The organism is Paraburkholderia sp. CNPSo 3281 (genome assembly GCF_024206515.1).
Taxonomy (GTDB): Bacteria; Pseudomonadota; Gammaproteobacteria; order Burkholderiales; family Burkholderiaceae; genus Paraburkholderia; species Paraburkholderia nodosa.
In genome coordinates this window covers 387,024-404,180 of the sequence record NZ_JAMBPS010000003.1, presented here as the reverse complement: position 1 = coordinate 404,180, position 17,157 = coordinate 387,024, and the positions used below count along the sequence as shown (strand labels likewise).

Annotated in this window: 13 protein-coding genes; 9 read left to right on the top strand and 4 right to left on the bottom strand. The window is 64.5% G+C overall.

The annotated features are described in order from the left end of the window. Window positions 1-49 precede the first annotated feature (49 nt). Entirely contained in the window at window positions 50-1,453 is a 1,404-nt protein-coding gene (locus tag M3I56_RS05765; protein WP_254352930.1) for an MFS transporter, read from the bottom strand. Between the two features lie 630 nt (window positions 1,454-2,083). On the opposite strand from M3I56_RS05765, the gene M3I56_RS05760 reads away from it, so the two are divergent. From M3I56_RS05760 to M3I56_RS05750, 3 genes are all read left to right on the top strand, one after another. After that, the gene (locus tag M3I56_RS05760) at window positions 2,084-2,650 is read left to right on the top strand and encodes an acyloxyacyl hydrolase (protein WP_254352929.1); all 567 of its coding nucleotides are present in this window, start codon (window positions 2,084-2,086) and stop codon (window positions 2,648-2,650) included. Window positions 2,651-2,758: 108 nt separating this feature from the next. Continuing rightward, the gene (locus tag M3I56_RS05755; RefSeq protein WP_254352928.1) at window positions 2,759-3,079 is read left to right on the top strand and encodes a DUF190 domain-containing protein; all 321 of its coding nucleotides are present in this window, start codon (window positions 2,759-2,761) and stop codon (window positions 3,077-3,079) included. A 184-nt stretch (window positions 3,080-3,263) separates the two neighbouring features. Further along, window positions 3,264-4,124, top strand: a complete 861-nt coding sequence (locus M3I56_RS05750) for a 3-hydroxybutyryl-CoA dehydrogenase (RefSeq protein ID WP_254352927.1) — start codon at window positions 3,264-3,266, stop codon at window positions 4,122-4,124. Window positions 4,125-4,140: 16 nt separating this feature from the next. Here the strand turns inward: M3I56_RS05750 and M3I56_RS05745 are convergent, their stop codons facing one another. Both M3I56_RS05745 and M3I56_RS05740 read right to left on the bottom strand, forming a co-directional pair. Continuing rightward, window positions 4,141-5,241 (bottom strand): aldose epimerase family protein, encoded by a 1,101-nt coding sequence (locus M3I56_RS05745; protein WP_254352926.1) that lies wholly within the window; start codon window positions 5,239-5,241, stop codon window positions 4,141-4,143. Window positions 5,242-5,300: 59 nt separating this feature from the next. Further along, window positions 5,301-6,512: a DNA-binding transcriptional regulator gene (locus M3I56_RS05740; protein ID WP_254352925.1), complete on the bottom strand. Its 1,212-nt coding sequence runs from the start codon at window positions 6,510-6,512 to the stop codon at window positions 5,301-5,303. Window positions 6,513-6,822: 310 nt separating this feature from the next. On the opposite strand from M3I56_RS05740, the gene xylA reads away from it, so the two are divergent. The 5 genes from xylA (at window position 6,823) to M3I56_RS05715 (ending at window position 13,792) form a co-directional block, all read left to right on the top strand. After that, entirely contained in the window at window positions 6,823-8,145 is a 1,323-nt protein-coding gene (xylA, locus tag M3I56_RS05735) for a xylose isomerase (RefSeq protein ID WP_254352924.1), read from the top strand. Between the two features lie 102 nt (window positions 8,146-8,247). After that, complete coding sequence (gene xylB, locus M3I56_RS05730) at window positions 8,248-9,738, top strand: xylulokinase (RefSeq protein ID WP_254352923.1); 1,491 nt, start codon at window positions 8,248-8,250, stop codon at window positions 9,736-9,738. A 195-nt stretch (window positions 9,739-9,933) separates the two neighbouring features. Then, window positions 9,934-10,962: a D-xylose ABC transporter substrate-binding protein gene (gene xylF, locus M3I56_RS05725; protein WP_254352922.1), complete on the top strand. Its 1,029-nt coding sequence runs from the start codon at window positions 9,934-9,936 to the stop codon at window positions 10,960-10,962. An 80-nt stretch (window positions 10,963-11,042) separates the two neighbouring features. Next, entirely contained in the window at window positions 11,043-12,596 is a 1,554-nt protein-coding gene (gene xylG / locus M3I56_RS05720) for a D-xylose ABC transporter ATP-binding protein (RefSeq protein ID WP_254352921.1), read from the top strand. Further along, entirely contained in the window at window positions 12,593-13,792 is a 1,200-nt protein-coding gene (locus M3I56_RS05715) for a sugar ABC transporter permease (protein WP_028204236.1), read from the top strand. Before xylG ends, M3I56_RS05715 begins: the two co-directional genes overlap by 4 nt. A gap of 295 nt (window positions 13,793-14,087) precedes the next feature. Here M3I56_RS05715 and M3I56_RS05710 read toward each other — a convergent pair whose 3' ends face one another. Continuing rightward, on the bottom strand, window positions 14,088-14,282 hold the full coding sequence (locus M3I56_RS05710; protein ID WP_154677939.1) for a hypothetical protein: 195 nt from the start codon (window positions 14,280-14,282) through the stop codon (window positions 14,088-14,090). On the opposite strand from M3I56_RS05710, the gene M3I56_RS05705 reads away from it, so the two are divergent. Further along, window positions 14,281-17,133 (top strand): ATP-dependent Clp protease ATP-binding subunit, encoded by a 2,853-nt coding sequence (locus M3I56_RS05705; protein WP_254352920.1) that lies wholly within the window; start codon window positions 14,281-14,283, stop codon window positions 17,131-17,133. The genes M3I56_RS05710 and M3I56_RS05705 overlap by 2 nt on opposite strands. The last annotated feature ends 24 nt before the right edge of the window (window positions 17,134-17,157 follow it).

The following is a 17,157-nucleotide window of genomic DNA, read 5'->3' as shown; positions in this document are numbered from 1 at the left end:
CGAAATCGCGCGGCGATCAACGTCGCGCGTTTCGCACGCTGAAGCTCGCTCAAGCCGCCGCGCGGGGCACGGCTTTCACTTCCTTTTCCCGCTTGCTGCGGCCACCGCGCCCAATCGGCAACGTCGCGACGATCACCGCCCCCAGCACGAGCAGCACCGCGGAATAGATGAGCCCCGCGGCATAGCTGTGCGTCGCATCCTTGAGCCAGCCGACCACGAGCGGATTCGCCGCCGAACTGAGATTGCCGATCGCATTGATCACGGCAATACCCACCGCGCGCGCCTGCGGCGTGAACGCCTGGTCGGGCGTGGTCCAGAAGATCGACATCGCCGTGTACGACCCCGCCGATGCGAGGCACACACCGAGCAGCTGCACGAGCGGCGCGCCGCCTTGCGCCGTCAACACGCAGCCGAGACCGGAGAGCAGCATGGGCGCGGCGAGGTGCCATTTGCGTTCCTGACGACGGTCCGAGCGGCGCCCCCACACGATCATCGCGACGATGGTGACGATCTGCGGAATCGTCGCGACGAGGCCCACGGTGACGTTGCTCGCCCCGGCGCTGAAGCCCTTCACGATCAGCGGCGCCCACACGGCGACCATCGCGAGCGTATTGACGAGGCAGAAGTACGCCGCCGCGAAGCGCAGGACCACCGGCGAGCGCAACTGCTGCCAGAGGCTGCGCTCGCTCGCTGCGTGCGCCGTGGGCGAAGCGAGGGCATCGGCCGGCTCGGCAAGTGCGGCTTCGAGCGTGCGTTTTTCTTGCGCGCTGAGCCAGCGTGCGGCGCGCGGCGTGTCGTCCAGGTAGAAGAACGCTACGCAGCCGAGCAGTGCGGCCGGCATGCCTTCGAGCACGAAGAGCCATTGCCAGCCGGCGAGCCCCGCATGGCCGTCGAGCTTGAGGATAAAACCCGAGACCGCGGAGCCGAGCGCGGCCGTCACGGGCATCGCGATCATGAAGAGAGCGTTGGCCCGGGCGCGCCACGCGCTCGGGAACCAGCAGGTGAGATAGAGCAGCATGCCGGGCAGGAAGCCTGCCTCGGTCACGCCAACCAGCATGCGCAGCCAGTAGAGCGTGGTGGCGTTGGTGGCGAACATCGTTGCGGTCGAGGCGAGGCCCCACGCAATCATGATGAAGCTGATCCAGCGGCGCGCACCCACGCGTGCGAGCATGAGATTGCCAGGAATGCCGCACGCGATATAGGCGACGTAGAAGAGGGTGGTGGCGAAGCCGAACTGCGTGCTCGACAGGCCGAGATCCTTCATCATCGTCAGGCCCGCGAAGCCGATGTTGATGCGGTCGAGGAACGAGACAACGAACAGCAGGAACAGGAAGCCGAGCAAATGGCGCGAAACCTTGCGCGTGACTTGTTCAGCGGCGGCAGCACAGTTTGACTGCGCTTGCGCGGACGTTTGCGGCACGCGCGAAGCATGCCCTTTCGGGATTGGGCTCATGTGTCTCCTCCTAAGCATCGGGACGTGAGCGTGGCAAGGGTTATGACGTTGTTGTTTGCCGCGGATCACAATTCACGCGGATTATGCGAGGGGCCCACGCGCTGTCTGTCCTCAATTTGGGTACAGCGACCCAGCGCATTCCGCGATGTTCGGGAATACCCGGGTCCAAACGTCATGCCGGTTTTACGCAGAGGATTATCGGGACGGTCAGCAAACCAGAAAATCGCTATTCGCAAATTTGGATGCCCGGTAAATCGACGGTAATTGAGACGGATTCGTTAACAAGGTGAGTCCGTATTTCGTAAATTCTTCTGTAAATAATCGATCGGCACATTACCGGACTCGATTAATCGAAATTGAAAGCTGTCAGTCAGTCTTTATCAAGCCGTAGCGCCTTACAGGCGGCGGTTTGTTGGCATGCCAACGAGCGCGAGGGTTTATTCGACGCTAAACTTCGCTCTCATATGTGCGCGGGTCATTAGTGAACATTGAAGCGTGATGGTATTTGTTCTGACCACGTGACAAGCGCAGTGCATTTTGTATGGAATTTGCGCTGTTGCCGAACCTGCGCAAATCGTGGTTGTGCCCGATGTATGGCGTCATGCTGAATTGATCGAATCGGGGAAATATATGGTAAGAAGATTCGTCTGGCACGCTCATGCGGTGCGTGGGGCGCTCACCGCGCTTTGCGCCTTCGGCGCGGCCAGCGCACAAGCCGACAACACGTTCGGCGTGCAGCTCGGAGCGGGCGTAGCGGACCACGACGTGAAAAAGCTCGATCTCGGTCTCGTGTGGGATCCGGGCCTGCAGTGGTGGCACATCGGCGGGTATCACTTCACACTGGTTGGCGAGGCGCACGTCGCCTACTGGAAGCTGAACGCGCCTGATGCCGTCTACTCGCATATCTGGGAATACGGCGTGACGCCCGTTTTTCGCTTCATCAAGGACAGCGGCTGGTTCAAGCCATTCATCGAGGCGGGCGTGGGCTTTCACTTTCTCTCGCACGTCCGGCAGACGCCCGACCGCGCAACGTCGACCTCGTTCCAGTTCGTGGACATGGTGGGCGTGGGCGCGCAGTTCGGCGAGCACGGCAACTATCAGGCCGGGTTCCGTTTCCAGCATTTGTCGAATGCGGATATCAAGGAGCCGAATCCGGGTACGAACTTCAGTCAGATCTATTTCCAGTACAACTTCTAGGGCGGCAGCGGGCATCCCGGCGTGTGTCAGGCCGCGTGCTAGAATTTTTTCGCATGCCGCCTGTCGCGCGGCGCTCAATGACTGGATTTCCGACTGCATGGAGGTCCCATGCCCGCAGGCAGTCAACTCACGCTCTACACGAGCCGCAAGCAGAAGAAGGGGCACAAGTCGGCGGTCGCGTGGATCATCGACGCCGCGCGTGCCCAAGGCGTCTTCGGCATCACCGTGCTGGAAGGCTACGAAGGCCTCGATGCCCACGGAAAGATGCACGCCGCCCACTTCTTCGATCTGGCCGACGAGCCCGCCGTGGTGCTGATCGTCGCCGACGAGCCTTCCATCGATGCGCTCCTCGTCACACTCGAAGCGGGCGGCGTCGAACTCTTCTACACGCGCACGCCAATCGACTACGGCCGGCTCGGCGGCGCCTGAGAGGCAGAGTTTTCACGCTGCCGCGCAGGCACTTCGCCGCAGGCCCCCCGTCATGCGAGTTCCGGTCGACTCCCGCAACCCGTTACACTGTGGGTATTGGTGCGGTGCACCACGCGTTGCGCCGCATGACCGGCATTTTCCATAGCGACACGCCGGGGTCGCAGACAAGGAGCGAGGACGAGGCATGGCAATCGAATCGGTAGGGATCGTGGGCGCAGGCACGATGGGCAACGGCATCGCCCAGGCGGTGGCAGTGGCGGGGCTCAAGGCGGTGATGATCGATGTCACCGATGCGGCGCTCGCCAAGGGTGTCGCCACGCTCACCCATAGCCTCGAGCGACTCGTCTCGAAGGGCAAGCTCGACGCCGGCGCGCGCGACGCCGCGCTCGCACGCATCGAAACGAGCACCGACTACCCGCGACTCGTGAGCGTCGATCTCGTGATCGAGGCGGCGACCGAGAACGCCGAGCTCAAGACGCGCATTCTCAAGCAGATCGAAGCCGCGGTCCGCCCCGACGCGATCGTCGCGTCGAACACCTCGTCGATCTCGATCACGGCGCTCGCGACCACGCTCGCCGACCCGTCGCGCTTCATCGGCATGCACTTCTTCAACCCGGTGCCGATGATGCCGCTCGTCGAGGTGATCCGCGGCCTGCAGACGCGCCCGGACGTGGCGGAGTCGGTGCGCGAAATGGCGCTGCGCCTCGAGAAGACGCCGATCGCCGTGAAGAACGCGCCGGGCTTCGTGGTGAACCGCATTCTGGTGCCGATGATCAACGAAGCGTTTTTCGTGCTCGCGGAAGGCATTGCGAGCGCCGAGGAAATCGACGCCGGCATGAAGCTCGGCGCCAATCATCCGATCGGCCCGCTCGCGCTGGCGGACCTGATCGGCCTCGACGTGTGCCTTTCGGTGATGGATGTATTCCTGAAGGACTTCGGCGACTCGAAGTATCGTGCGTGCCCGCTGTTGCGCGAGATGGTCGCGGCGGGCCAGCTCGGCCGCAAGACCGGCCGCGGCGTGTATCAGTACGAGAAGGTTTCCTGAGGCAGGGCGCCCGGTTTCAGGCCAGCACGCTCACGCGGTATTGCGTGACCTGCTGATAGGTTTTGCCGGGCTGCAGTACCACTTCGTCGCAGGCGGGCGCTTCCATGTTGATCTGGTTCGGGAAGCCGCCCGCTTCGAGGCACAGCCCCGCGTAGCGCGCGCAGGTCGCGCCCCCGCGTCCCGGCTGCCCCTCCAGATAATTCCCCGTATAAAGCTGCAGACCGCGCTGGTCGGTCGAGACGGCAAGCTCGCGTCCGCTGCCCGGCTCGTAGACGCGCGCCACCGGACGCACGGGCCATCGCCCCGACGCGGCGTGCAGCGTGCCCGCCGTGCTCTCGGGCGCGCGCAGCACGTAGCAGTGGTCGAAACCGCGTGCGCGCTCGAGCTGGGCGTGCGGCCAGTCGAGCCGCGCGCCGAGCGGCGCGCCATGGCGGAAGTCGAAGGCGCTGCCCGAGACGTCGGCAATGCGCACGGGAATCAACTGCGGATCGACTTCGAGGAAGGCGTCCGCGTCGATCGTCAGCACGTGGCCCCGAATGTCCGGGCTCACCTCGCCGGAAAGGTTGAAGTAGCCGTGGCTCGTGAGATTCAGCGGCGTAGGCGCGTCGGACACGCCCTCGTATTCGAGCGTCAGCGTGCCTTCGTCGTCGAGCGTATAGCGCACCTGCACGCTCACGTTGCCCGGAAAGCCGCCGTCGCCTTCGGGCGAGTCGAGCCGCAGCACCAGCGAGCCCCGATCCTCTTCCACCTGCCACATCTGCCGATGAAAACCGTTCGCGCCGCCGTGCAGCAGATTGCCGTTCTCGTTGCGATCGAGTGGATAGTCGATGCCGTCCAGCGTGAAATGCGCACCCGCGATGCGGTTGGCCCAGCGCCCGACCAGGCCGCCCATGTACGTGGTGGCCGAGAGATAGTCCGCCGGCGTGTCGTGGCCGAGCATGATGTCCGCGAGGCGGCCGGCGCGATCGGGCGCGAGCCATGAGACGAGCGTCGCGCCGAGGTCGCTGACCGTCACCTTCATGCCCTGCGCGTTGCGCAGCGTGTAGAGCCGCACGGCGTCGCCGCCGGGCAGGGCGCCCCACGGTTCGGAGGTCAGATGGGCAGCAAGAGTGTTCATGAGGTGAAGGGAACGTATGAAGAAAGCGTGATTGTCCGGGAGGGGCCGAAGCCGCTTCATCAAGTGGACAGGCGTGGGCCCGAAGCGTTCGCGACACTGTCCTGATATTCGCGCGGCGTGCATCCCAGTTCGCGCCGGAATACGGCATACATGTACTGCAGCGATGTGAATCCGCAGCGGATCGCCACCTCCGCGCTCGAGGCGTCGCGGCTCGCGAGCATCGCCTTGGCGGCGTCGAGCTTGTGGCGCAGGATTTCCTGGTGGACCGTGCACTGCAGTTCACGCCGGAAATATTCCTCCAGCGACGAGCGCGATACGCCCACGTAGTCGGCCACCTGCTCGGTCTTGATGCCCTGGCAGGCGTACTGGCGGATGAAGTGGCGCGCACGCATGACATGCGGGCTCGACAGCGGTTCGTGCCGGGTCGATTCGAGCACATTGATGCCGACGGGCGGAACCAGAATGCGTTGGCCCGGAAAGCGTGCGCCGCGCAGCATCTGGTGCAGCAAGTGGGCGGCGGTCTTGCCCATTTCCTCCGTGCCCTGGATGACCGACGAGAGCGGAATGCGCGTGAGCGTGCGGGTGAGCGGATCGTTGTCGATGCCGATGATCGCCACCTGCTCGGGCACGGCAATGCCGTGAATCAGACACGCCTGCAACAAATGCCGCGCCCGTGCGTCGGTCACGGCGATCACGCCCACGGGCTTGGGCAGGCTATGCAGCCAGACGCTCAACTGCTCGATGGCCTGGTTCCAGGCGCTGGCGCTGGTGGCCTGGCCGCGGTAGATCGGCGCCTGTACGCCTTCTTCGCGGGCGATCGCCTCGAACGCCAGTTCGCGCTCCTGCGCCCAGCGGTTCTCCTGCGCGACGGGCAGGCTGTACATCGCGAGATTCGGCAGGCCCGCGCCGATCAGATGCGTCCACGCGAGCGAGACCAGTTTGCGGTTGTCGGTCGCGATATAGGGCACGTCGGCCGGGTAGTGGCCGGCATCTTCGAACGACGAGCCCACGGCGACCACCGGCAGCGGGCAGCCGCGCAGGGCGTCGGCCACGTCGGGGTCGTCGAAGTCGGCGATGATGCCGTCCCCGTCGAAGCGCTCGATGCCCGCCAGGCGGCAGCGGAAGTCTTCCTCGAGAAAGAGGTCCCACGCGACGCGCGTGGAGCGCAGATAGTGGCCAATCCCCGCAATGATCTCGCGGTCGTACACCTTATTCGCGTTGAAGAGCAGCGCGATGCGGTGGGGCGTCTGGGAAGCGGGGGCGCGGGTCATATCGTGTCGGCGATTGTTCGCCCGGCGCGGATCGCCGGCGGAAAACCGCCATGTCTCCAGTTCGGGCGCAGTGCGCGCCAAGGTGCACCGCGCTACGATGTCTTTGGCGCCTGCGGCGCGTCATTTTAAGCGTCCGGTTATTTTAGGCCCACATTGGGGTTCGCGGGCAGGCCGCTCGCGCCCGTCGGCAGGAAACGTTAGAGGTGTCACGCAATTTCGCAATTGCCGCGCTTTGCGCGTCGCGGGCAGTATGGCGTCACACAGAGGGATGCACGCTGCGCCGCTGCGCTGCAACAACATTGGAGACATCATGTCGTATTTCGAACATATCCCCGCCATTCGATACGAAGGCGCGCAGTCGGACAACCCGCTTGCGTACCATCACTACGACCGTACCAGGAAGGTGCTCGGCAAGACGCTCGAAGAGCATCTGCGCATTGCGGTGTGCTACTGGCATTCGTTCGTCTGGCCCGGCAACGATATCTTCGGGCAGGGCGCGTTTCACCGCCCGTGGCAGCAGCCCGGCGACGCCATGGAACGCGCGCACCAGAAGGCCGACGCGGCGTTCGAGTTTTTCTCGAAGCTAGGCACACCTTATTACACGTTCCACGACACCGATGTCGCTCCGGAAGGCAAGGACCTGAAGGACTACACGGAAAACTTCAAGCGCATGGTCGACTACCTCGGCGAGCGCCAGCAGGCGAGTGGCGTGAAGCTGCTGTGGGGCACCGCCAACCTGTTTTCGAATCCGCGCTACGCCGGCGGCGCCGCCACCAACCCCAACCCCGAAGTCTTCGCGTACGCGGCCACTCAGGTTTGTCACGCGCTCGACGCGACGCGCACGCTGGGCGGCGAGAACTACGTGCTGTGGGGCGGCCGCGAAGGCTATGACACGCTGCTCAATACCGACCTCAAGCGCGAACGCGAGCAGTTCGCACGCTTCCTTTCGATGGTGGTCGAGCACAAGCACCGCACCGGTTTCACCGGCACGCTGCTGATCGAACCGAAGCCGCAGGAGCCGACCAAGCACCAGTACGACTACGACGTTGCGACGGTGCACGGCTTCCTCACGCAATACGGTTTGCAAAACGAAATCCGCGTGAATATCGAGGCGAATCACGCGACGCTCGCTGGTCACTCGTTCCATCACGAAATCGCGACGGCGTTCGCGCTGGGCGTGTTCGGCAGCGTCGACGCGAATCGCGGCGACCCGCAAAACGGCTGGGATACGGACCAGTTCCCGAACAGCGTCGAAGAGCTGACGCTCGCGTTCTACGAGATCCTGCGCCACGGCGGCTTTACCACGGGCGGCATGAACTTCGACGCGAAGGTGCGCCGCGCGAGCAGCGATCCGGAAGACATGTTCTATGGTCACGTGGGTGCGATCGACGTGCTCGCGCTGGCGCTCGAGCGCGGTGCGGCGCTCGTGGAAAACGACCGGCTCGAGCAGTTCCGCAGTCAGCGCTATGCGGGCTGGGACAGCGAGTTTGGCCGCAAGATTCTCGCGGGCGGCTATTCGCTCTCGTCGCTCGCCGCCGACGCACTCTCGCACGGCATGAATCCGCAGCACGCGAGCGGCCACCAGGAGCGGCTCGAGAATGTCGTGAACCAGGCCATCTACGGCCAGCGCTAGCGGCGCCACGGCGCGCAAAAAAACATTAGCGCGCGCCGTCAAATTCGCAATGGCGCCGCTTGCCGTTGAAGGCAAACTGACGCAAAAAATCAGGACGGAGACATGTTCATCGGTATCGACCTCGGCACGTCGGGCGTGAAGGCGGTGCTGCTCGAGCGCGCGGGCGATGTGCTCGCCAGCGCGAGCGCGCCGCTCACCGTGAGCCGGCCGCAGCCGCGCTGGTCCGAACAGGCGCCGCAAGACTGGTGGCTTGCCACGCAGAGCGCATTGCGCGCGCTCCTCGACGAGGCGCGCGGGCGCGGCATCGAGCCGGCGCGCATCGAGGCGCTCGGCCTGACCGGCCAGATGCACGGCGCGACGCTGCTCGACGCGCAGGGCGAGGTGCTTCGTCCCGCCATTCTGTGGAACGACGGTCGTTCGGATACCGAATGTCTCGAACTGGAACGCGCGGTACCGCAGTTGCACGCCATCGCAGGCAATCTCGCGATGCCGGGCTTCACCGCGCCGAAGCTGCTGTGGGTGCGCAAGCACGAGCCGGAGATCTTCGCGCGCATCGCGCACGTACTGCTACCGAAGGACTATTTGCGCTGGCTGCTCACGGGCGTGTTGGCCACCGATCCGTCCGATGCCGCCGGCACGCTATGGCTCGATATTGCGAAGCGCGACTATAGCGACACGCTGCTTTCGGCGTGCGACCTCAGGCGCGCACAGATGCCGGACGTATTCGAAGGCAACCAGGTGACCGGCACGCTACGGCCCGAACTCGCGCGCCAATTCGGCCTGCGCGAAATTCCGGTCGTGGCGGGCGGCGGCGACAACGCAGCGGGCGCCGTGGGCGTGGGCATCGTGCGGCCCGGCGACGCGATGCTGTCGCTCGGCACTTCCGGTGTCTATTTCGCGGTCTCAGACGGCTTTCTCGCCAATCCCGATTCCGCGGTGCACAGCTTCTGCCACGCGCTGCCGCACACGTGGCACCTGATGTCTGTGATGCTCAACGCGGCCAGTTGCCTCGACTTCACGGCGCAGTTGACGGGTTACGAAAGCGTTGCCGCGTTGCTCGCCGATGCGCAAGCGAACTCGAACGCCGAGCGCGATGCGCGCCGGCCGTGGTTCTTGCCGTATTTGAGCGGCGAGCGCACGCCGCACAACAGCGTCAACGCGAAGGGCGTGTTCTACGGCATGACCCCGCAGACCTCGCGCGCCGATCTGGCCAACGCAACACTGGAAGGCGTAGGTTTCGCGCTGCTAGACGGCATGGACGCGTTGCATGCGGCGGGGCTCGTGCCGGACACGATCACCGTCATTGGCGGCGGCTCGCGCAGCGCCTGGTGGACGCAGATGCTCGCCGATATCAGCGGCCGCGCGCTGACGTTGCGCGCGGGCGGTGAAGTGGGTCCGGCGCTGGGCGCCGCACGCCTCGCGCATCTCGCACTCGAACCGGGTGCGACGCTCGACGAAGTGTGTCCACAGCCACCCGTGCTGGCAGTTCGCGAACCTGACGCCGCACGCCACGCCTGGTATCGCGAGGCGCGCCGTCCAACCTTTAGCGCGCTGTATCGCGCGCTCGAACCGGTTTTCGCCACCGGCGCCTGACTAGCGGCGCCGGCGAAGGAAAAACTGCACGGCCAGTGTAGTCGTGCAGCTGATTAGTCGTCCTACGGTTATACCGCACGCTGTGCCGTTTCGCGTGTGTTCCGCAATCACATCGGCAACAACCTGAAAACCATCGCCGCGGCGGCGACGCGTTCGCGCGCGCCCGCGCACCGGCATCAAGAGGAGTCTGGAGACATGAATTTCGCCAAACGTCGTTCGGTTCTGAGTTCGCTCGTATGCGGGGCCGTGCTCGCAAGCCTTTCGCTTGCCGCACCGCTCGCGCACGCGAGCAAGGATCATCCCGAGATCGGTTTCTGTATCGATGACCTGCGTGTCGAGCGCTGGTCGCGCGACCGCGACTACTTCGTCGCCGCCGCGGAAAAGCTGGGTGCGAAAGTATCGGTGCAGTCGGCCGACGCTAGCGAAGAACGCCAGATCTCGCAGATCGAAAACCTCATTTCGCGTGGCGTAGACGTCATCGTGATCGTGCCGTTCAACTCGAAGACGCTCGGCAATGTCGTTGCCGAAGCGAAGAAGGCGGGCATCAAGGTCGTTTCGTATGACCGCCTGATTCTCGATGCCGATATCGACGGGTACATCTCGTTCGACAACGAGAAGGTGGGCGAGCTTCAAGCGAAGGGTGTCTTCGACGCGCAGCCCAAGGGCAATTACTTCCTGCTGGGCGGCGCACCCACCGACAACAACGCGAAGATGCTGCGTGAAGGACAACTGAAGGTCCTCAAGCCTGCCATCGACCGTGGCGACATCAAGGTGGTCGGCCAGCAGTGGGTGCCGGAGTGGAGCGCTTCGACGGCGCTGCGCATCATGGAAGACGCGCTTACCGCGAACAACAACAAGATCGACGCAGTCGTCGCCTCGAACGACGGCACGGCGGGCGGCGCGATTCAGGCGCTCGCCGCGCAGCATCTCGCGGGCAAGGTGCCGGTGTCGGGCCAGGACGCAGACCTCGCGGCGGTCAAGCGCGTGGTGGCGGGCACGCAGACCATGACGGTCTACAAGCCGCTCAAGCTCATCGCGAGCGAAGCCGCGAAGCTTGCCGTCGATCTCGCGAAGGGTCAGAAGCCCGCGTACAACGCGCAGTACGACAACGGTAAGAAGAAGGTCGATACGGTGCTGCTGCAGCCAACGCTGCTCACGAAAAGCAACGTGGACGTCGTCGTGAAGGACGGCTTCTATACGCAGGCGCAACTGGCAAGCCAGTAACGCTTTTGGCCTGACGGCCCGCGCGCGCCACGAGTGTAGCCACTGCGTCGCGCGCGGGCCATCGCAGCGAGTACCAGCGTATGACCGAACCCTTGCTGACGATGCGCGGCATCGTCAAGTCCTTTGCGGGCGTGAAAGCGCTCGACGGCATCGACCTCACCGTGCGGCCCGGCGAATGCGTGGGCCTGTGCGGCGAGAACGGCGCCGGCAAATCCACGCTCATGAAAGTGCTCTCGGGTGTCTACCCGCACGGCACCTGGAGCGGCGAGATCCGATGGGAAGGCACGCCGCTCGAAGCGCAAAGCGTGCGCGACACCGAACGCGCGGGCATCGTCATCATCCATCAGGAGCTGATGCTCGTGCCTGAGCTTTCGGTGGCCGAGAACATCTTTCTCGGCAACGAAATCACGCTCCCGGGCGGCCGCATGAATTACGCGGCGATGTACCAGCGCGCGGACGAATTGCTGCGCGAGCTGAACATCGAAGCCATCAACGTGGCGCAGCCGGTGATGAATTACGGCGGCGGCCATCAACAGCTCATCGAGATCGCGAAGGCGCTGAACAAGCGCGCGAAGCTGCTGATTCTCGACGAGCCGTCGTCTTCGCTCACTGCGGCGGAAACGAAGATCCTGCTCGACATCGTGCGCGACTTGAAGCGCCGCGGCGTGGCGTGCGTCTACATCTCGCACAAGCTCGACGAGGTCGAAGCCGTGTGCGACACGGTGAGCGTGATTCGCGACGGCCGTCACGTGGCCACCGAGCCGATGGCGACGCTCACCACCGACCGCATCATCGCGATGATGGTGGGGCGTGAGATCCGCAATCTCTTTCCGCGCGAGCCGCATGACATCGGCGAGGTCGTGTTCGAGGCCCGCAACGTGACCTGCTACGACGTGACGAACCCGCGCCGCAAGCGCGTGGACGACGTCTCATTCTCGGTGCGTCGCGGCGAGATCCTGGGCGTGGCCGGGCTCGTTGGCGCGGGCCGAACGGAAACGATGCAGGCGATCTTCGGTGCGTACGCGGGCACATGCACGGCCACGGTCCTGCTCGAAGGCAAGCCGCTGAAAATCCGCTCGCCGCTCGACGCGATCAACGCGGGCATCGCCATGGTGCCCGAGGACCGCAAACGCCACGGCATCGTGCCGCAACTGGGCGTGGGCCACAACATCACGCTCTCGGTGCTGCAACGCTTTTCCCGGCACGGGCGCATCGACACGGCCGCCGAACTCGATACGATCCGCACGGAGATGCAGCGCCTTTCGGTGCGCGCGGCGAACCCCATGCTGTCGATTGCGAGCCTCTCGGGCGGCAATCAGCAGAAGGCGGTGCTCACCAAGATGCTGCTCACCGACCCGAAGGTACTGATCCTCGACGAGCCGACGCGCGGCGTGGACGTCGGCGCGAAGTACGAAATCTACAAGCTGATCTTCCAGCTGGCCAAACGCGGCGTGGCGATCGTAATGGTGTCCTCCGAACTGCCCGAAGTGCTGGGCATCAGCGACCGCGTGCTCGTGATCGGCGAAGGCGAGTTGCGCGGCGACTTCATTAACGAAGACCTCACGCAGGAAGACATCCTTGGCGCGGCGATCCAGAGCGTGCGCGCCCAACCCGATACAGCGAGTGCAGTATGACCCCCGACGTCACGACCCAGGGCGCACGCGAAGACCTGCCGCAAGGCGGTAACGGCTTCGCCATGCGCTTCCAGCAACTCTTTGCGCGCTACAAGATCCTCGCGCTGCTGCTCGCAGTGGCGGTGATCTGGCTGTTCTTTTCTGTGCTCACGCATGGCGCGTTCGTCACGCCGCGCAACGTGTCGAACCTGCTGCGGCAGATGTCGATCACCGGGATGCTCGCGTGCGGCATGGTGTTCGTCATCATCGCGGGCGAGATCGATCTTTCGGTCGGCTCGCTGCTGGGCCTGCTCGGCGGCGTCGCGGCGATTCTCGACGTCAATCGCGGCTGGCCTATCGGCGTGACCGTGCCGGTGGTGCTCGTGCTTGGCGTGCTCGTCGGACTCTTCAACGGCTGGTGGTCGACGTACCGTCGCGTACCGTCGTTCATCGTGGGTCTCGGCGGCATGCTCGCGTTTCGCGGCGTGCTGCTCGGCATCACGGGCGGCTCGACCATTGCGCCGGTGTCCGATCACTTCGTGTTTCTCGGTCAGGGCTATCTGCCGCGCGTGGCGGGCGACGTGCTCGCGCTCGCGCTGTTCGTGCTGCTCGCCGTGCTCACGGTGCGCCAACGTGCGAACCGCAGGCGCTATCAGCTGAGCGTCGTGCCGCTCTGGCAAGACGGCGTGAAGATCGTCGGTGCGGGCGCGATCCTGCTTGCCTTCGTGCTGATGCTCGACAGCTATGGCGGCATTCCGGTGCCTGTGCTGCTGCTGCTCGCGCTGCTCGGTATCTTCACATGGATCGCCACGCAAACCGTGTTCGGCCGGCGTATCTATGCGGTGGGCTCGAACCTCGAAGCCACGCGTCTTTCGGGCGTCAACACGAACCGCGTGAAGCTCGTCATCTTCGCGCTCATGGGTCTCATGTGTGCGTTCGCGGGCATCGTCAATACGGCGCGTCTCGCGGCGGGTTCGCCCTCGGCGGGCACGATGGGCGAGCTCGACGCGATCGCGGCCTGCTTTATCGGCGGCACGTCGATGCGCGGCGGTTCCGGCACCGTGTATGGCGCGCTGATCGGCGCCCTCGTGATGGCGAGCCTCGACAACGGCATGTCGATGCTCGACGTAGACGCGTATTGGCAGATGATTGTGAAGGGCGGCATTCTCGTGCTTGCCGTGTGGATCGACGTGGTGTCGGGCTCGAACCGCCGCTGAGCAACGCGTGACAGACACGATTGCAAACCTGCTGGCGCCATGAAAATCATGACCGTGTTCTTGCATCGCGCGTGACACCGCGACGTATCGCTCGCGGATGACTGCCACGCGCAGTTGCTCTCCTCGCGCGCCCCGAGCGCGCTCTCAGGGCGGGACGCATGTCCCGCCCTTTTTCTTTGCTGTGGCCGATCGAGCAGCTCGCGCTGAACGGCGCACGTTCGACGCGCCGGCGATCGTTTCCTGCCACAATCGTTCGCACCTGTGCAGGGCGGTGTACGCACGCGATGTGCGCGAGTCATTCCGCCCGCAGGGTCATCGTCAGCCACAGCACCGCTCCGTAGTGTTCCAGCGCGTGCTCGCCGATTTGTCGCTTTGCTGGTGCAACCGCTGCGAGAGCGGTCGCGTTGCACCGAATCATGCCGCGAGGTTGTGCCAGCGTTTTGCCAACTTCGGCGGCGCGATTCCGATCCTCCGGAGACAAGCCGACCATGCCCACTCTTTGCGAAATATGTAATACCCGGCCCGCAGTCGCGCGCGTGACTGTCGTGCAAAACGGGCAGCGCAAGTCCATGTCGATCTGCGACTACGACTACCGCCAACTGATGCGTCACCAAAGCATGCTCAACCCGTTCGATTCGCTGCTGGGCGGCAGCGGCCTGTCGCGCTTCTTCGGCGGACAAGGCGACGAGGACGAGCACGACGACGAGGGGCACGACCTCGCCGCCGAGGTGCCGCGCGAATCCGTCGACGCGACCGATGCGTTCAGCGAGCAGACGCTCGAAATCCTGCAGCGCGCCGCGGAAAAAGCTCATGAATTGCAACGCAATGAACTCGACACGGAACACCTCTTGTACGTGCTGGCGGACACCGATGTGTGCTCCGCACTCCTGAAGGAGTTGAAGCTCTCGCCCCAGGACATCAAAGGCTATATCGATCAGCATGCGCAAAAGGGCACGGCCTCGCCCGACGCGCCCATCGACAAGATGACGATTTCGCCGCGCCTGAAAAAAGCGTTTCAGTTCGCGTTTCAGGCATCGCGCGATCTCGGCCACTCGTACGTCGGACCCGAGCATCTGCTGATCGGCCTCGCCGCGGTGCCCGACAGCATTGCGGGCGCGCTGCTCAAGAAGTACGGCGTGACGCCGGAGGCGCTGCGCCAGAAAGTCGTGAAGGTGGTGGGCAAGGGCGCGGAAGACGGCCGTGTGGATGCGCCGACGGGCACGCCCACGCTCGACAAGTTCGGCCGCGACCTGACGGCCATGGCGCGGCAAGGCAAGCTCGATCCGGTGCTGGGCCGCGCGCAGGAAATCGAGAGCACGATCGAAGTGCTCGCGCGGCGCAAGAAGAACAACCCGGTGCTGATCGGCGAGCCGGGTGTGGGCAAGACCGCCATCGTGGAAGGGCTCGCACAGCGTATCGTCAATGGCGACGTGCCCGAGGTGCTGCGCGGCAAGCGGCTCGTGGAGGTGAACATCAATTCGATGGTCGCGGGCGCGAAATACCGCGGTGAGTTCGAGGAGCGCGCAAAGCAACTGATCGACGAGGTGACTGCAAAACACGACGAGCTGATTCTCTTCATCGACGAATTGCACACGATCGTCGGCGCGGGGCAGGGCGGCGGCGAAGGCGGGCTCGACATCGCCAATGTGCTGAAGCCCGCTCTGGCGCGCGGCGAGTTGAGTCTCATCGGCGCGACGACGCTGAACGAGTATCAAAAGTACATCGAGAAAGACGCGGCGCTCGAACGGCGCTTTCAGCCCGTGCTCGTGCCGGAGCCCACGGTCGAGCAAACCATCGTGATTCTCCGCGGCCTGCGCGACAAGCTCGAAGCCCATCATCAGGTGACCTTCGCCGACGACGCCTTCGTGGCCGCCGCCGAACTGTCGGATCGCTACATCACGTCGCGCTTTTTGCCGGACAAGGCAATCGACCTCATCGATCAGGCAGCCGCGCGCGTGCGCATCGGTTCGACCTCGCGTCCCGCCGAGATGCAGGAACTCGAAGCGGAGATTGCGCAGCTCAAGCGCGAGCAGGACTACGCGGCGTCGCGCAAGCGCTTCGACGAGGCCAAGGGTTTCGAGGAGCGCATCAACGAGAAGCAGGAAAAACTCGAAGAGCTGACCGAGGCGTGGCAGCGCAAGACGGGGTCGGAAACACTCGAAGTCACGGTGGCGTCGATTGCCGAGGTCGTGTCGCGACTCACCGGCATTCCGGTCGCGGATCTCACCCAGGAAGAGCGCCAGAAGCTGCTCAAGATGGAAGAGACGCTGCGCGAGCGCGTCGTTGGCCAGCAAGACGCCGTGGTCGCCGTGAGCGACGCCGTGCGCCTTTCGCGCGCGGGTCTCGGCCAGTCGAACCGGCCGATCGCGACCTTTCTGTTCCTCGGGCCGACCGGCGTAGGCAAGACCGAGCTTGCGAAGGCGCTGGCGGAGACCGTGTTCGGCGACGAGCAGGCCATCATCCGCATCGACATGAGCGAGTACATGGAGCGCCATGCCGTGGCGCGGCTCATTGGCGCGCCGCCAGGCTACGTGGGCTACGACGAGGGCGGTCAGCTCACTGAGCGCGTGCGGCGCCGCCCGTACAGCGTGATTCTGCTCGACGAGATCGAGAAGGCGCACGCCGACGTCTACAACGTGCTGCTGCAAGTGTTCGACGACGGGCGGCTCACCGACGGCAAAGGTCGCGTGGTCGACTTCAGCAACACGATTCTGATCGCCACGAGCAACCTGGGTGCGTCGATCATCATGGATAACCTCGAGCGCCCCGAGAAGTCGCGCCTCGACGACAAGACGATCCGTGGCGAACTCATGAAGGTGCTCAAGGGCCATTTCCGGCCCGAGTTCCTCAATCGCATCGATGAAATCATCGTGTTTCATGCGCTCTCGCGCGAGAACATCCGCTCGATCGTGCAGATCCAGCTCGAACGCGTCACGCGCACGGCGGCCGCGCAGGGCATCACGCTCTTGATGGGCCAGACGCTCGTCGATCATCTCGTGGAGGCCGGCTATCAGCCGGAGTTCGGCGCGCGCGAACTCAAGCGACAGATTCGCCAGGAAGTCGAAACGCGTCTTGCCAAAGAGATACTCGGCGACGCGCTACAGTCGGGCGATACCGTCGAGATCGGCTACGACAAGACGAACGACGAAGTCACGATCAGCAAGATTGCCGTGCCGCCCGACGTGAAGGAGAACAAGTCGGCGAAGAAGGCGAAGAAAGCGGCGGCGCCGCCGGTCGACGAAATCGCGGGTGAAATGGCGTCCGACGACATGGAAGGCGACCCACCGCCGCCGCCTCAGAAGAAGAGCGGCAGGGGCGGGGGCAGGGGGAAGCTCACTTGATCGAGTGGAGCAATAGCTGGCGCA

Excerpts from the sequence above, each read along its gene's own strand:
- M3I56_RS05750 (WP_254352927.1), top strand. The coding sequence starts at position 3,264 with ATGGCAATCGAATCGGTAGGGATCGTGGGCGCAGGCACGATGGGCAAC.
- M3I56_RS05760 (WP_254352929.1), top strand. The coding sequence starts at position 2,084 with ATGGTAAGAAGATTCGTCTGGCACGCTCATGCGGTGCGTGGGGCGCTC.
- xylA (WP_254352924.1), top strand. The coding sequence starts at position 6,823 with ATGTCGTATTTCGAACATATCCCCGCCATTCGATACGAAGGCGCGCAG.
- M3I56_RS05710 (WP_154677939.1), bottom strand. The coding sequence starts at position 14,282 with ATGGTCGGCTTGTCTCCGGAGGATCGGAATCGCGCCGCCGAAGTTGGC.
- M3I56_RS05745 (WP_254352926.1), bottom strand. The coding sequence starts at position 5,241 with ATGAACACTCTTGCTGCCCATCTGACCTCCGAACCGTGGGGCGCCCTG.
- xylB (WP_254352923.1), top strand. The coding sequence starts at position 8,248 with ATGTTCATCGGTATCGACCTCGGCACGTCGGGCGTGAAGGCGGTGCTG.
- M3I56_RS05755 (WP_254352928.1), top strand. The coding sequence starts at position 2,759 with ATGCCCGCAGGCAGTCAACTCACGCTCTACACGAGCCGCAAGCAGAAG.
- M3I56_RS05715 (WP_028204236.1), top strand. The coding sequence starts at position 12,593 with ATGACCCCCGACGTCACGACCCAGGGCGCACGCGAAGACCTGCCGCAA.
- xylG (WP_254352921.1), top strand. The coding sequence starts at position 11,043 with ATGACCGAACCCTTGCTGACGATGCGCGGCATCGTCAAGTCCTTTGCG.
- xylF (WP_254352922.1), top strand. The coding sequence starts at position 9,934 with ATGAATTTCGCCAAACGTCGTTCGGTTCTGAGTTCGCTCGTATGCGGG.
- M3I56_RS05705 (WP_254352920.1), top strand. The coding sequence starts at position 14,281 with ATGCCCACTCTTTGCGAAATATGTAATACCCGGCCCGCAGTCGCGCGC.
- M3I56_RS05740 (WP_254352925.1), bottom strand. The coding sequence starts at position 6,512 with ATGACCCGCGCCCCCGCTTCCCAGACGCCCCACCGCATCGCGCTGCTC.
- M3I56_RS05765 (WP_254352930.1), bottom strand. The coding sequence starts at position 1,453 with ATGAGCCCAATCCCGAAAGGGCATGCTTCGCGCGTGCCGCAAACGTCC.